This window comes from Natrinema pellirubrum DSM 15624, assembly GCF_000230735.2.
Classification (GTDB): Archaea; Halobacteriota; Halobacteria; order Halobacteriales; family Natrialbaceae; genus Natrinema; species Natrinema pellirubrum.
This window is the reverse complement of the sequence record NC_019962.1, coordinates 237,862-251,981: the sequence shown is the minus strand read 5'-3', so window position 1 is coordinate 251,981 and position 14,120 is coordinate 237,862. Positions and strand designations below refer to the sequence as shown.

General features: G+C 68.9%; 14 protein-coding genes. 13 read left to right on the top strand and 1 reads right to left on the bottom strand.

Annotated elements, in window-relative coordinates; genetic code table 11:
- Positions 1–4 precede the first annotated feature (4 nt).
- The 7 genes from NATPE_RS01245 to NATPE_RS01215 all read left to right on the top strand — a co-directional run bounded on the left by NATPE_RS01245 (position 5) and on the right by NATPE_RS01215 (position 8,235).
- Entirely contained in the window at positions 5–550 is a 546-nt protein-coding gene (locus NATPE_RS01245) for a ribbon-helix-helix protein, CopG family (RefSeq protein WP_006180437.1), read from the top strand.
- Positions 551–724: 174 nt separating this feature from the next.
- Positions 725–1,930 carry an Nramp family divalent metal transporter gene (locus NATPE_RS01240; RefSeq protein ID WP_006180438.1) on the top strand — a complete coding sequence of 402 codons (1,206 nt, stop codon included), beginning with the start codon at positions 725–727 and terminating at the stop codon, positions 1,928–1,930.
- A 45-nt stretch (positions 1,931–1,975) separates the two neighbouring features.
- Positions 1,976–4,006, top strand: coding sequence for a hydantoinase/oxoprolinase family protein (locus NATPE_RS01235; protein WP_081597647.1), 2,031 nt, complete (start codon positions 1,976–1,978; stop codon positions 4,004–4,006).
- Positions 4,003–5,625, top strand: a complete 1,623-nt coding sequence (locus tag NATPE_RS01230) for a hydantoinase B/oxoprolinase family protein (protein ID WP_006180441.1) — start codon at positions 4,003–4,005, stop codon at positions 5,623–5,625. The genes NATPE_RS01235 and NATPE_RS01230 overlap by 4 nt, the downstream gene beginning before the upstream one ends.
- Positions 5,618–6,358, top strand: a complete 741-nt coding sequence (locus tag NATPE_RS01225; RefSeq protein WP_006180442.1) for a maleate cis-trans isomerase family protein — start codon at positions 5,618–5,620, stop codon at positions 6,356–6,358. Before NATPE_RS01230 ends, NATPE_RS01225 begins: the two co-directional genes overlap by 8 nt.
- A 102-nt stretch (positions 6,359–6,460) precedes the next feature.
- Positions 6,461–7,231, top strand: a complete 771-nt coding sequence (locus NATPE_RS01220; RefSeq protein WP_006180443.1) for a coenzyme F420-0:L-glutamate ligase — start codon at positions 6,461–6,463, stop codon at positions 7,229–7,231.
- Entirely contained in the window at positions 7,228–8,235 is a 1,008-nt protein-coding gene (locus NATPE_RS01215) for a 5,10-methylenetetrahydromethanopterin reductase (RefSeq protein ID WP_006180444.1), read from the top strand. The genes NATPE_RS01220 and NATPE_RS01215 overlap by 4 nt, the downstream gene beginning before the upstream one ends.
- Before the next feature lie 14 nt (positions 8,236–8,249).
- On the opposite strand, the gene NATPE_RS01210 is transcribed toward NATPE_RS01215, so the two are convergent.
- Positions 8,250–8,444: a hypothetical protein gene (locus tag NATPE_RS01210; RefSeq protein ID WP_006180445.1), complete on the bottom strand. Its 195-nt coding sequence runs from the start codon at positions 8,442–8,444 to the stop codon at positions 8,250–8,252.
- Between the two features lie 107 nt (positions 8,445–8,551).
- Here NATPE_RS01210 and NATPE_RS01205 point away from each other — a divergent pair, with 107 nt between their 5' ends.
- From NATPE_RS01205 to yciH, 6 genes are all read left to right on the top strand, one after another.
- Positions 8,552–8,788, top strand: coding sequence for a DUF7573 domain-containing protein (locus NATPE_RS01205; protein ID WP_006180448.1), 237 nt, complete (start codon positions 8,552–8,554; stop codon positions 8,786–8,788).
- 96 nt (positions 8,789–8,884) lie between these two features.
- Complete coding sequence (locus NATPE_RS01200) at positions 8,885–9,079, top strand: cold-shock protein (RefSeq protein WP_006180449.1); 195 nt, start codon at positions 8,885–8,887, stop codon at positions 9,077–9,079.
- Between the two features lie 208 nt (positions 9,080–9,287).
- Entirely contained in the window at positions 9,288–10,268 is a 981-nt protein-coding gene (locus tag NATPE_RS01195) for an AAA family ATPase (RefSeq protein ID WP_006180450.1), read from the top strand.
- Positions 10,265–11,326, top strand: coding sequence for a DUF58 domain-containing protein (locus NATPE_RS01190; protein WP_006180451.1), 1,062 nt, complete (start codon positions 10,265–10,267; stop codon positions 11,324–11,326). The genes NATPE_RS01195 and NATPE_RS01190 overlap by 4 nt, the downstream gene beginning before the upstream one ends.
- Entirely contained in the window at positions 11,323–13,632 is a 2,310-nt protein-coding gene (locus NATPE_RS01185; RefSeq protein ID WP_006180452.1) for a DUF3488 and transglutaminase-like domain-containing protein, read from the top strand. Before NATPE_RS01190 ends, NATPE_RS01185 begins: the two co-directional genes overlap by 4 nt.
- Positions 13,633–13,787: 155 nt before the next feature.
- Positions 13,788–14,081 (top strand): stress response translation initiation inhibitor YciH, encoded by a 294-nt coding sequence (gene yciH / locus NATPE_RS01180; RefSeq protein ID WP_006180453.1) that lies wholly within the window; start codon positions 13,788–13,790, stop codon positions 14,079–14,081.
- Positions 14,082–14,120: the final 39 nt, after the last annotated feature.

Genomic DNA, 14,120 nt, shown 5'->3' with positions numbered 1-14,120 from the left:
GAGTATGACACGGCGCGTAACGGTATCGCTCGACGACGACTCGGCTGCGGCCCTCGAGACGCTGGTCGAGGAGACCGGCGGCGGCCAGAGTGAAGTGGTCCGCCGTGCGCTCGCCTTCTACGTGGCGAACTTCGAGGCGGCCAACGAACAGCCCAGCGAGAACCTCGAACAGTACTACCGGATGCTCGCCTCCGGGGAACACGTCCTGCTGGACATCGACTTCCTGCATGCCTTCCTCGAGCATTGTTATGCCGGCGGCGATCCCGATCCGGCGTTCGTCACGGCGGCCGATCGGGTCTCCGACTACCACGCCCGCGAGTACGCGGCCCGGTTCGATGCAGTCGGCGACCTCCTCGAGTGGCTCGCGTTCTGTGGCTTCCTCGACGTCCGCGAGGAGGGCGACGGCGTCTATCACCTCGTCTTCCCCTCCGAGGCCATCCGCTGGTTCATGACCCGGTTCATCGAACGCAGTACCGCCGAGTTACCCACCGAGATCGATCTCGAGGACGGGGTTTCGAAGGCGATCGTAACCGAGCGGCCGGCCGACTGAGGTGCCGAGAACAAGCGGTTGCCGACGTGGTCGGCAGTGCCGCCCGGGTACACATACTTTTTCATACGACTTCATACGGTGTCCGTATCGATGAACCACGCTGGAGAAAACGTATGTTCGGTTCTCAACAACCCTTTTGAGGGTGTCGTCGAGTGAGGAATGTGACTACACAGCATGGGAGTCATTGACCGCCTCAAGGCAATCGGACCGGGCGCGCTCGTCGCGGCGGCGTTCGTCGGTCCGGGAACGGTAACGACCGCGAGCGTGATCGGCGCGGAGTACGCCTATCTGCTCGTGTGGACGATCGCGTTCTCGATCATCGCGACGATCGTCCTCCAGGAGATGAGCGCACGGCTGGGACTGATCACGCAGGAAGGGCTGGGTGAAGCGTTCCGAGACGAGTTCGACAATCCGGTGCCGCGGACGATCTCGATCGCGCTCGTGGTGAGCGCGATCGGCATCGGAACGGCGGCGTTCCAGACGGGCAACATCGTCGGCGGCGCGGCCGGGCTGTCGACGATCACCGGTATCAGCGAGAACGTCTGGGGTCCCATCATGGGGATCGTCGCCGGCGCGCTACTGTGGACCGGCAGCTACAAACTGATCGAGCGGGTCTTCATCGGCCTCGTCGGTATCATGGGCGGGGCCTTCCTGCTCAATGCCGTCATGGTCAGGCCCGATTTCGGGTCGCTCGCGACCGGGCTCGTCCCCGCGGTGCCGGAGGGATCGGCCTACCTCATCGCCGGTCTCGTCGGGACGACCGTCGTCGGCTACAACCTGTTCTTGCACGCGAGTACCGTTCAGGAGCGATGGGACGGTCCCGAGGACCTCGCGGAGTGTCGGACCGACACGATCGGGATGGTCATCGTCGGCGGCCTGATCACGACGGCGATCGTCGTCACGGCCGCCGCCGTCTTCCCCGAGGGAACCCAGATCACCGGCGTCGGCGAGATGGCCGACCAGCTCGAGCCGGTCTTTGGCGGCTACGCGCTGACCTTCTTCGCGATCGGCCTGTTCGCGGCCGGCTTCACGAGCGCGATGAGCGCGCCGCTGGCCGGTGCCTACGCCACCGCCGGCGCGCTGGGCTGGGAGCGGGACCTGACCTCGATGCGGTTCCGGGCGATCTGGATGACCATCCTCGGCGTCGGGATCGTCTTCTCCGCACTGGACTACAACCCCGTGCAGGTGATCGTCTTCGCACAGGTCGCCAACGGGCTCCTGTTGCCGATCCTCGCCGTCTTCCTCATCTACGCGATGAACAACCGCGACCTGCTCGGCGAGTACACCAACACCACCCTCCAGAACGTCCTCGGGGGGCTCGTCACGCTCGTCGTGGTCGGTATCGGCCTCCGAACGCTCTACGACGTCCTCCTCGTCTGAATTCGAATGACAGGTTCAAACGCACGCGACGTGAACGCGGACGCAATGACGAACGAATCGACTCGAGACGGCGACGGGACTCGCATCGGCGTCGACGTCGGCGGCACCTTCACCGATGTGGCGCTCTCGCTCGACGACCGGCTCGTCACCGCCAAAGTGCCCTCGACCGACCCCCAGCACGTCGGCGTCCTCGAGGGGATCGAGAAGGCCTGCGACGACGCCGGCATCGAGCCCGGCGAGATCGACGGCTTCGCCCACGCGATGACCGTCTCGGTCAACGCCCTCCTCGAGCGCGGCGGCGCGGAGACGGCGCTGGTGACCACCGAGGGGTTCCGGGACGTCCTCGAGATCGGCCGGCAGGACCGGCCCGATCTGTACGATCTCGAGGCCGAGAAGCCGGAGCCGCTGGTGCCCCGCGACCGGCGGTTCGAGATCGACGAACGGACGACCGCCGATGGGCTCGAGCGACCGGTCGCCGAGAGCGAGGTCCGCGAGCTGGCGGCGACGCTGCGCGAGCGCAACGTCGAGGCGGTCGCAGTTTCACTGTTGCACGCCTACGCGGATCCCGAAAACGAGCGGGTGGTCGCCGAGACGCTGCGCGAGGAACTTGCCGTGCCGGTTTCGGCGTCCCATGAGGTACTCGCGGAGTTTCGCGAGTTCGAGCGGACGTCGACGACCGCGGTCGATGCCTACGTCCGCCCGGCGATCGATACCTACGTCGGCCAGCTGGTCGACGAGGCCGGCGACGCCGGCATCCCCGCACCGCGGATCATGCAGGCCAACGGTGGGATCGCCGATCCCGAAACCGTGTGCGAACATGCCGTCACGACGACGCTATCAGGCCCTGCCGCCGGCGTCGTCGGTGCCGCGGCGACCGTCGACGACGACGATGTCGAGGGGCTCGTGACCTTCGACATGGGCGGCACCTCGAGCGACGTGAGCCTCGTCCGGGACGGTCGGGCAGAACGGACGACCGATGCCGAAATCGACGGACTGCCGATCCGGACGCCCATGGTCGACGTCAACACCGTCGGCGCGGGCGGCGGCTCGATCGCGTGGGTCGATTCGGGCGGCGCGCTCCGTGTCGGCCCGGAATCGTCGGGCTCCCAGCCGGGCCCCGCCTGCTACGGCCGTGGCGGGACTGAACCGACCGTCACGGACGCCAACGTCGTCCTGGGTTACATCGGCCCCGAGACCGCACTGGGCGGCGAGATGACCCTCGACGTCGAGGCAGCCCGCGATGCGCTCGGCCGACTGGCCGACGAAGCGGGCCTCGAGGGGCCCCTCGAGGCGGCACAGGGCGTCTACCGGGTGGCGAACGCGACGATGACGCGGACGATTCGCTCGGTGACCGTCGAGCGCGGCCACGACCCTCGCGAGTTCGCGCTCGTGGCCTTCGGTGGTGCGGGACCGATGCACGCCGCGGCACTGGCCGATTCGCTGTCGGTCGATCGAGTCGTCGTTCCGCGACCGGGCGGGGTGCTGTCGGCCTTTGGCCTGCTCGCGGCCGACGAAAGTTACGACGCCGTGCGAACGGTCGGCGTCGACCTCGAGGGTGCGGACCCGACGACGCTCGAGGCCGTCTACGACGACCTCGTGGCCGACGTCCTCGCGGATGCGTCCGATCGGGACGCGGCACGAGTCGAGCGGGCCGCCGACTGCCGGTATGCGGGCCAGAGCTTCGAGTTGACGGTCCCCGTCAGCGAGACGTTCGACGCGGCGGCGGTCGCAGACCGCTTCCACGAGGCCCACGAGCGGACCTACGGCTACGCGATGGACGAATCGATCGAGGTCGTCAACCTCCGTACGACGGCGACGATTCCGGGGACCGAACCGGGGATCAGCCACGAGGGCAGCGGTGCTGCCGTCGTCGGCACCCGGGAGGCACACTTCCCCGAGGCCGGCGCACGCGAGACGACGGTGTACGACTGGGAGCGACTCGAGACCGGCGCGTCGGTCCCGGGGCCGGCAGTACTCGAGCAGGCGGAGAGTACGACGGTCGTCCCCCCGAACTGGGACGGCGAGATCCTCGCCGACGGAACGCTCGTCATGACAAGAGGAGGTGAGTCGCAATGACGGACGCGAGCGGGGGTATCGATCCGGTGACCCTCGAGGTCCTGCGGAACCAACTCGAGAGCGTCGCCGAGGAGATGGGCCAGACGTTGATCCGGGGCGCGTACTCGCCGAACATCAAGGAACGGCGGGACTGCTCGACGGCGCTGTTCGACGCCGACGGGCGGATGGTCGCACAGGCCGAACACATCCCGGTCCATCTGGGCGCGATACCGGCCGCCGTCGCGGCCGTTCACGAACACGACCCACAGCCCGGAGACGTGTTCGTCCTCAACGATCCCTTCACCGGCGGCACACACCTGCCGGACGTGACGATGGTCTCGCCGATCGCCCCCGATCGAGACGAAGCCGGTTCCGAGGGCGAGAACGGCGACGGGGATCGGGAGATCGTCGGCTACGCCGTCTCTCGAGCCCACCACGCCGACGTGGGCGGAATGACTCCCGGGAGCATGCCCGCGGGCGCGGAGGAGATCTACCAGGAGGGGCTCCGGCTCCCGCCGACCCGGCTCGTCGCGGGCGGCGAGCCCCAGACGGAAGTCCGCTCGCTCGTTCTCGCGAACGTCCGCAACCCCGACGAGCGCCGGGCGGACCTGCGCGCCCAGCAGGCCGCCAACGAACGCGCGGAGAAGCGACTCGCCGACCTCTTCGACGACCACGGCCGCGAAACGGTCCTCGCGGGGTTCGACGCCGTGATCGACTACTCCCGCGAGCGCCTCGCGGACGAGATCGCGGCCCTCCCCGACGGGACCTACGAGGCGACCGACGTCCTCGAGGGCGACGGCGTGACCGACGAGGACGTCGAGATCAGGGCCACGGTGACGATCGAGGACGAGTCGATCGACGTCGATTTCTCGGGAACGGCCGCGCAGGTCGCGGGCAACCTCAACGCGCCGCTTTCGGTCGCGACGAGCGCCGTCTACTTCGTCGTTCGCTGCCTCACCGACCCCGAGATCCCGCCGAATCACGGCTGTTACGAGCCGGTGAGCGTCAGCGCGCCCGAGGGGTCGCTACTGAATCCGACCGCGCCGGCCGCCGTGGTCGGCGGCAACGTCGAGACCAGCCAGCGGGTCACCGACGTGGTCTTCACCGCGCTGGCCGAGGCCGCCCCCGATCGCGTCCCCGCGCAGGGACAGGGCACGATGAACAACCTCACCATCGGCGCACGGGACGGCTCCTTCGCCTACTACGAGACGATCGGCGGCGGCTTCGGTGCGCGCGCCGAGCGCGACGGGATGGACGGCGTCCAGGTCGGCATGACCAACACGCTCAACACGCCCGTCGAGTCCCTCGAGACGGAGTACCCGCTGCGGGTCGAGCGCTACGCGCTCCGCGAGGGCAGCGGCGGTCGCGGCCGCCATCGGGGCGGCGAGGGCCTCGAGCGTTCGGTGACCGTCGAAACGCCGGCGACGGTGTCGCTGCTGACCGAGCGCCGCCGCCACGCGCCGAAGGGCGTCGCGGGCGGCGAGGACGGCGCGACCGGCGAGAACCTGATCGATGGCGAAGCGGTGCCCGCGAAGACGACGGTCGACGTCGACGCCGGGACGACTGTCACCGTACGGACGCCCGGCGGCGGCGGGCACGGCGATCCGGACGATCGCGGCGACGGAGAGGCCGATGACTGACGCCGATGCCGACCGCGGCGGCCGACTTGGGCTGATCGTCCCCTCGTCGAACACGACGGCCGAACCGGAGTTCCGGGCGTTCCTCCCTGACGGGATCACCGTCCACGGCGCGCGGATGGCCCTCGAGTCGGTCACCGTCGACGAACTCGACGCGATGAGCGACGACGCGGCGCGGGCCGCCGAACTCCTCGGCCACGCCGACGTCGACGCGGTCGCCTACGCCTGTACGACCGGGAGCCTCCTGCATGGCCCCGGGTTCGACATCGAACTCGAGGCCCGACTGCAGGAGGCGGCCGGCGTCCCCGCGGTCGCGACCGCTCGGTCGGTCGTCCGCGCGCTCGAGGCCCTCGAGGCCGAGCGGATCGCGGTCGCGACGCCGTACACCACGGAACTCGACGACCGGGAGCGGGCGTTCCTCGAGGACGCGGGCGTCGACGTCGCCTCGATCGACGGCCGCGGGCTCGCGGCGAATACGGACATCGGCGCGCTGACCCCAGACGACGCCGCCCGGCAGGTACTCGAGGCGGTCGACGGCGACGACGTCGACGCCGTCTTCGTCTCCTGTACGAACTACCGGTCGCTAGCCGTGGTCGACGACCTCGAGTCGCGACTCGGGATCCCGGTGATCACGAGCAACGGCGCGACGCTGTGGGACGCCTGCGGAGCGGCCGGGTTCAAGGACGCGTTCGACGGGCCGGGGACGCTGTTCGATCACGATCGAGAGCCGCTGTAATCGGACGCGGTCGGAGCCCGAACCCGATCGGACCGACCCACCGCCACTGGCCGAAGTCTCCGGTGACGGTGCCCTTTTGACGCCGCTTCCCCACCCACCGGTATGGAACTCAACGGCGTGGCGGACCTGCCCGAGGTCCGCCCCGGCGACGACATCGCCGCCCTCGTCGCGGATCGGGTCGACCTCGAGCCGGGCGACGTACTCACGGTCGCGAGTACGATCGTCTCGAAGGCCGAGGGACGGACGGCGGATCTCGAGGACTACCCCGTCAGCGGACGGGCCGAGGAGATCGCCGGCCGGATCGAATCGGTCGCGGGCGAGGAGAAGGACCCGCGGTTCGCACAGGCAGTCTTAGAGGAGAGTGCGGAGCTGCTGATCGACTGTCCGTTCCTGCTGGCTGAGACGCGCTTCGGCCATATCGCGCCGAACGCGGGGATCGACCGCTCGAACGTGCCCGATCACGACATCCTCCTGTTGCCGCGCAAACCAAGCGAGAGCGCCGAGCGGATCCGTTCGGGGCTCGCGGAGCGGGGCTACGATGACGTCGGCGTCGTGGTGACCGACACCTGCGGCCGACCGTTCCGGCACGGCCAGACCGGCGTCGCGATCGGCTGGGCCGGGCTGCCCGCCAGCCGTGACTGGCGCGGCGAGGCGGACCGAGACGGCCACGAACTCGGCGTCACCGTCCAGTCGGTGATCGACGAACTCGCCGCCGCCGCGAACCTCGTGACCGGCGAGGGCGCGGGCGGGACCCCGGCCGTCGTCGTCCGCGACTGGGAGTTCGGCGACCACGAGGGCAGCGACGAACTCTTCCGGTCGGTCGACGACGACCTGATTCGACAGGCGCTGCGGGAGTGGAGGGTCGACGCATGAGCGACGATACCGGATCGACCTGGGGCATCGAACTCACGCCCGAACACCCGCCCGAGCGGCTCGCCGACCTGGCCGAGCTCGCGGAGGACGAGGGGTTCGACGTCGCGTTCGCGAGCGGCCACTACTTCAACCGCGATCCGTTCGTCGTCCTCTCGCGGATGGCCGACGCCACCGACGACCTGCAGCTTGGCCCGGGCGTCGTCAACCCCTACGAGACCCATCCGGTGAAACTCGCCTCGCAGACGGCGACGATCGACGAGATCAGCGACGGGCGGGCGGTCTTCGGCGTCGGCGCCGGCGACCGCTCCTCGCTGTCGAACCTGGGCATCGAGCGCGACAGCCCGCTCCGGCGCGTCCTCGAGACGTTCGACCTCGCACGGGACCTCTGGGACGGCGAGACGGTCACCCACGAGGGGACCTTCACCGCGCGGGACGCCTCGCTGAACCTCGAGCCGGCCGGTGAGATCCCGGTCTACGTCGGCGCACAGGGCCCGCACATGCTCCGAATGAGCGCGAAACACGCCGACGGCGTGTTGATAAACGCCGCCCATCCGAAAGACCTCGAGTGGAGCGCGGCGCAGCTAGGGCAAGGACTCGCCGAACGCTCGGACGACCGCGGCGCGTTCGAGTCGCTTGCCTTCGCCAGCGTCAGCGTCGCCGCCGACGAGAGCGAGGCCCGCGAGGCGGCCCGGCCGCCCGTCGCCTTCATCGTCGGTGGGGCCGCCGAGCCGGTCCTCGAGCGCCACGACATCGACCGGGAGGCCGCGAGCGCGGTGAGCGAGTCCCTCGAGCGGGGTGACCTACCCGAGGCGTTCGGCCGCGTCACGCCGGCGATGATCGACGCCTTCTGCATCGCCGGGACGACCGAGACGGTCGCCGACCGGTTCGGGGCGGCACTCGAACACGTCGACGGGATCGTCGTCGGTTCGCCGCTGGGGCCGGACCTCGAGGACGCGGTCGAACGGGCGAGCGAGGCGCTGGCTCGGGCGAGTACCGACGGCTGAAAAGCGACTCGCAGTCAGTTCGCAGTAAAGAGGTCACCGACCGCGCCGAGGGTGAGCGCGCCGAAGACGGCCAGCGAGAAGGCGACGAGGAGGCCACCGATCAGGACCAGCAACGGCGCGAGCCCGTCCCCCGCGGCGACGTCACTGAAGAGTTCGGTCATCTCGGTGAGGTTGTCCACGACGATGTTCAACGGTGTGATGGTGTCCATATGCGGGGGTTGTTATCGGGGCTACTTGTCCGTGCCGGTCCCGCCCGGCCGGTCGACCACACAGCATCGTCGGAGCGATTAAACCGCTCCCGCTCTAACATTGGCCCGTGACTGAGGACGCGACGCTCTCGGCGTTCGACGACGAGGAGGCGGCCACCGAGTCGGGCGACGGGGCCGGAGCCGAGACGGAGTCAGGGAGCGACGACGCGAGCCCCGGCGATAGGGCACGCGTCCGCTCGACGTACGCGTGGGGAACGTACACGTGCAACCACTGTGAGACCGCGGTCGACCGGGTCTGGCGCGCGGACGGCGACCTCGTCTGTCCGGACTGCAAATCATGGTAATCGGCGACTGCTGGCGGTAACGACCGGCTTCTCGGGGGTGTCCTGCGGACGGGGTCCCGAAGTTTTATATCTTCGTCGCGGCTTTGTACACTTGCAATGGCGAAAGGTACGGTCGACTTCTTCAACGACACTGGCGGCTACGGCTTCATCGAAACTGACGACGCGGACGAGGACGTGTTCTTCCACATGGAGGACATCGGCGGTCCTGACCTCGAGGAGGGGCAGGAGCTGGAGTTCGACATCGAGGAGGCCGAGAAGGGGCCACGCGCGACTAACGTCGAGCGGCTCTAGGTCGTCCCGAACGGAGGTATCGTTTTCCGACTGCTAGCCGGATAGCTTCGGCACCGTCGATCAACGGGTTCGAGCGACGATCGGTCGACTGGCCGCCGATACGTCTCATACGAGTAGTAATTCCTGCGACACAAAACATATGTCTCGGAGCGCCGGATGTCGTAGTAACGGCCGAGTCGCCCGCCTCCCCGCGGCCAGTGACGAGAGTATGACCGATGCCAATCCGACGCCGGACGCGAGTACCGATCCGCCGACCGACGGCGAAACCCTCCGGATCGACACCGTCGAACGGCTCTGTGACGACATCGAGCGAAACGTCGCCGACGTCATCGTCGGGCACGACGACGCCGTCGAACACGTCGTCACCGCCTTGCTCGGCCGCGGCCACGTCCTGCTCGAGGACGTGCCGGGAGTCGGCAAGACCATGCTCGCGCGCTCGATCGCCAGATCCGTCGACTGTTCGTTCAGTCGGGTCCAGTTTACCCCCGATCTCCTCCCGACCGACGTGACCGGCGTCAACGTCTTCAACCAGAAGACCCGCGAGTTCGAGTTCCAGCCCGGCCCCGTCTTCGGCAACATCGTTCTCGGCGACGAGATCAACCGCGCGCCGCCGAAGACCCAAGCGGCCCTGCTCGAGGCGATGGAGGAAGAGCAGGTCACCACCGACGGCCGGACCCGCGAGCTGCCGACACCCTTTACCGTGATCGCGACCCAGAACGCCGTCGAGCCCAACCGGACCTACGAGTTGCCCTTCGCCGAGGTCGATCGCTTCATGAAGAAGCTCCGCCTGGGCTACCCCGACCCCGACGAGGAGGCCGAACTGCTCGGCCGGACCGTCGGCGATCACCCCATCGACTCCCTCGAGGCGGTGACCGACCGCGAGACCCTCGTCGCCGCCCGCGAGACCGTCTCGACGGTACAGGTTGCCGAGCCGGTCCGGGAGTACGTCACCCGGCTGGCGGCGTACACCCGCGAGAACGCCCACATCGGCGTCAGTCCCCGCGGGACGATCTCGCTGCTGCGAGCGGCCCAGGCCCGGGCGGTCACCAACGGTCGGGAGTACGTGATTCCCGACGACATCGAGACCGAGGCACGGGTCGTCCTGGGCCATCGGATCAAGACGAACGGTCGCGACCGCGACGGGATCGCGGTCATCGAGGACGCACTCGAGCGCGTCCCCGTCGAATGAGACTCACGCGCCGCGGCTGGGTCGCCGTCGCCGTCGTCCTCGCGGCCACCGCGATGAGCTGGCGGTTCGGACCACGTGCGTTGAACGCCGTCGTCGTCCCGCTGCTCGTCGTCCTCCTCGCCGGCGCCGTCGTGGTCGCCCGCGCCGAGCGGCCCCGCGTGACCCGCCGTCCGCTCGCCGAGGGGTTCATCGGCGAGGAACGAACGGTTTCGGTCGCGATCGAAACCGACGATACCGTCGCCGCGACGGTATCCGATACCGTCGGCGACGGCCTCTCTGCGATCACGGCCCCGTACGCGGAGACGACCCTCGACGGCGAGGAGGCGTTCGCCTACGACCTGCGACTCGAGGCGCGCGGCCGCCATCGGGTCGGACCGCTATCGATAGTCGTCAGCGACATCATCGGCCTGATCGAACGGCAGTTCGAATACGAGGAGACGGCGACGGTTCTGGTCTACCCCCGGGTTCGGGCCCTCGACGGCGGCCCCGCGGTCGATCGGCGGACGCTCGCCAGCGTCGCCGACCGACGGACCCGCGAGGAGTTCGACCATCTCCGGACGTACCAACGGGGCGATCCGATGGCCGACGTCCACTGGAAGAGCGCGGCCAAACGCCCCGACGAGGACCTCGTCGTCACGGAGTACGCCGACGACGACGCGGTCGGTGCCGTCACGATCGCCGCCGATTGCCCGACCGACCGCGAGGACGGGGCCGACGAGATGGCGTCGGCCGCCGCCAGCGTCGCGACCGCCCTCCTCGAGCAGGGGGCGACGGTCGGGCTCGTCACACCCGACGCGACACAGCCACCGGGAACGGGCCGTGCCCATCACCGGGACCTGCTCGGACTGCTCGCCGTCGCCGAACCGGGTGAACTCCCCGAGGAAGAGCGCCGAGACGCCGACGTCGTGGTCCGGACCGAGTCGACCGGGACGACGATCACGGTCGACGGCCGGGAGATTCCCTTCGGTCGGCTGTTCGGCACGGATCGTTCGGACCGGATGGGAGACGACGGGCCGGTCGATCCCGATCCCGGCAATCGATCGGGGGTGAGCGTATGAGTACGGAGGCCTCGAGCCACGCCGGCGAGCGGACGGTCGCGATCGATACCGACGGGACGGTCGATGTCGCCCGCTGGCTGGCACTCGGCTGTGTCTTGGTCCTGACGGCGTCGTACGTCTCGGTCCTGTACGGCGTGACACAGGTCGTCGGCGGTAGTCGATCGTTGCTGGCGATCGTCGGCCTGAGCCTCGCCGCGGCGACGATCCTCGCGGGGCTGATCCGCCCACGGACCGCGGCGATGGTCGCCGCGGTCGGGGCCGGGATCGGGTTCGCCTACTACTTCACGTCGGCCGGCGTCGAACTCGGTACCGTTCTCACGGCGACCGACCAGCTCGTTTCCGACACCGTCGCGCTCGCGACCGGGCTCCCGTTGCTTCGAATGGTACAGGCAGGGACCTGGACGCTCGGGTTCGCGCCCGCCCCCGTGTTCCTCTCGTGGTATCTCGCCGCCCGGGGCCGGTACGCCGCCAGCGTCGTCCCCGGCGGCGCGGCGCTGGGCTTTCTCGTTCTGACCGGGGACGCGGGGACACCGGCCGCGCTCGCCGGCACCCTCGCAGCCATCGGTGCCGTCGCCTTCGGCGACCTCCGGCACCGTGGCGGCTCGATCGCACAGGCGGACCTGCTCGCGGTCCTGTTCGCGGTGACCGTCGCGCTCTCGCTGTCGGTCTCGGTCGTCCCCGGCGAGCCGACGGGGCCGACACACCTGACACAGGGCGAACCCGGGACCCTCGAGGCGACGATCGACTCGGCACCCCAGCGATCGGGGATCTCCGGCCAGGTCGATCTCTCGCCGGAAGTGCGCTTTACCGTCGAATCGGACGACCCCGCCTACTGGCGGACGGGAGTCTACGACCGGTTCACCGGCGACGAGTGGGTCCGGACGGGACAGGACGAGCGGTACGACGGACGGCTGGCTTCGCCACCCGACAGCACCGAGACCGTCAAACAGACCGTCACCGCCGAAACGGAACTCGGGATCATGCCCGTCGCACCCCAGCCGGTCGAACTCGGCGGCGAGATCACGCGGCGGACGACCGTCTCCAGACACGGCCAGCCCCGGCCCGAGACACCGCTCCAGCCGGGCGAGAGCTACACGGTCGAGAGCGCTGTCGTCGACCAGCGTCCGGCGGCGCTTCGAGCCGCGGGGACCGACTACCCCGACCGGATCACCGACACGTATCTCCAGACGCCCGAAGATACCTCGAGTACCTTTGGCGACCGAACCGACGAGATCACTGCCGGCGCCGACACCCCCTACGACAAAGCGGTCGCGATCGAGGACGCCCTCGAGTCGACGAAGCGCTATTCGCTCGAGGTGTCCCAGCCCTCGGGCAACGTCGCCGAGAAGTTCCTGCTGGAGATGGATGCGGGCTACTGCGTCTACTTCGCGACGACGATGACCCAGATGCTCCGTGAGGAAGGGATTCCGGCCCGCTACGTCACCGGCTACACGACCGGCCAGCAGGTCGACGACGACACCTACGTCGTTCGCGGGCTCGACGCCCACTCCTGGGTCGAGGCCTACTTCCCCGATCACGGCTGGGTCCGGTTCGATCCGACGCCGAGCAGCACGCGGAGCGACGTCCACACCGACCGCCTGCAGGAGGCCCGCGCAAACGGGAACGACAACGCCGACACCGACGAGAGCGCCGACGTGCCAATCGACGGGAACGATCCCGGAACGGACGAGGACCCACGAGATGGGGACGGATCCGACTCCTTCGACGGGAACGGAACCGAACCGAACGACCCGTCCGACGTGCAGGAGCCCCAAAACGACACGGAACCCGAGGACAACGCGACGAACGACACCGACGACCCCGAGACGTCGTTCAACGGCACTACCGTCGACGGCGAGGACGAGCGATCCTGGCTCGAGCGCCTCTCGGCCGTCGCCCGCGAATCGGTCGCACTCGGGGTGGTGGCGCTCGTCGGCCTTGCCGCAGGGGCGCGTCGGACCGGCGCGCTGGCACGACTCCGGCGCGAGGTCGGCGTCTACTGGCACGGCCCCCGTCGCGATCCCAACCGGGACGCCGAACGCGCGTTCGAGCGCCTCGAGCGCCTGCTGGCTCGGCAGTACCGGCCCCGACGACGCTCGGAATCGGGCCGGGCGTATCTGACGGCCCTTGCCGCGGCCGCCGACGAAGGCGAGCCACCGACGGATCCGCGCCTCGAGCGCGTCCTCGAGGCCTACGAACGGGCGACCTACGGCGGGGGCGTCGACAGGGCGGAGGCCGACGCGGCGATCGCGGTCGTCGACGATCTCGCCCGGGACCGGCTCCCGGTGATCGGCCGTCGAGAGTGACAGCGACTCCGGGTGTCCACGGTCATATGATTCCGGAAGCGGGGAGAGCGACCACGATTTCCCCGCGTCTCCGGCTCGCCCCTTGAAAAAGAACCACGCGAAGGCATGCGGGTCCCGATAGTGTTTAATATGCCCGTTTCATACCAACGAACGTAATGTCGGAAGTCTGCTCGACGTGCGGGCTGCCCGAGGAACTCTGCGTCTGCGAGGACGTGGCCAAGGGCCAACAGCAACTCAACATCCGCATTGACGAGCGCAGATACGGGAAAGAGGTAACGATCGTCGAAGGATTCGATCCGAAGGACGTCGATCTGGACAGTCTCTCGTCGGATCTCAAATCAAAATTCGCCTGTGGTGGCACCGTCGAGGACGACCAGATCGAACTCCAAGGCAACCACACCGGCCGCATCGAGGAGTTCCTTCGGGACCGCGGCTTCAACGTCGCCTGATGCCCGCGATGCTCTGAGACGACTTCCGAACCCACGACC

Excerpts from the sequence above, each read along its gene's own strand:
- NATPE_RS01245 (WP_006180437.1), top strand. The coding sequence starts at position 5 with ATGACACGGCGCGTAACGGTATCGCTCGACGACGACTCGGCTGCGGCC.
- NATPE_RS01240 (WP_006180438.1), top strand. The coding sequence starts at position 725 with ATGGGAGTCATTGACCGCCTCAAGGCAATCGGACCGGGCGCGCTCGTC.
- NATPE_RS01235 (WP_081597647.1), top strand. The coding sequence starts at position 1,976 with ATGACGAACGAATCGACTCGAGACGGCGACGGGACTCGCATCGGCGTC.
- NATPE_RS01230 (WP_006180441.1), top strand. The coding sequence starts at position 4,003 with ATGACGGACGCGAGCGGGGGTATCGATCCGGTGACCCTCGAGGTCCTG.
- NATPE_RS01225 (WP_006180442.1), top strand. The coding sequence starts at position 5,618 with ATGACTGACGCCGATGCCGACCGCGGCGGCCGACTTGGGCTGATCGTC.
- NATPE_RS01220 (WP_006180443.1), top strand. The coding sequence starts at position 6,461 with ATGGAACTCAACGGCGTGGCGGACCTGCCCGAGGTCCGCCCCGGCGAC.
- NATPE_RS01215 (WP_006180444.1), top strand. The coding sequence starts at position 7,228 with ATGAGCGACGATACCGGATCGACCTGGGGCATCGAACTCACGCCCGAA.
- NATPE_RS01210 (WP_006180445.1), bottom strand. The coding sequence starts at position 8,444 with ATGGACACCATCACACCGTTGAACATCGTCGTGGACAACCTCACCGAG.
- NATPE_RS01200 (WP_006180449.1), top strand. The coding sequence starts at position 8,885 with ATGGCGAAAGGTACGGTCGACTTCTTCAACGACACTGGCGGCTACGGC.
- NATPE_RS01195 (WP_006180450.1), top strand. The coding sequence starts at position 9,288 with ATGACCGATGCCAATCCGACGCCGGACGCGAGTACCGATCCGCCGACC.
- NATPE_RS01190 (WP_006180451.1), top strand. The coding sequence starts at position 10,265 with ATGAGACTCACGCGCCGCGGCTGGGTCGCCGTCGCCGTCGTCCTCGCG.
- NATPE_RS01185 (WP_006180452.1), top strand. The coding sequence starts at position 11,323 with ATGAGTACGGAGGCCTCGAGCCACGCCGGCGAGCGGACGGTCGCGATC.
- yciH (WP_006180453.1), top strand. The coding sequence starts at position 13,788 with ATGTCGGAAGTCTGCTCGACGTGCGGGCTGCCCGAGGAACTCTGCGTC.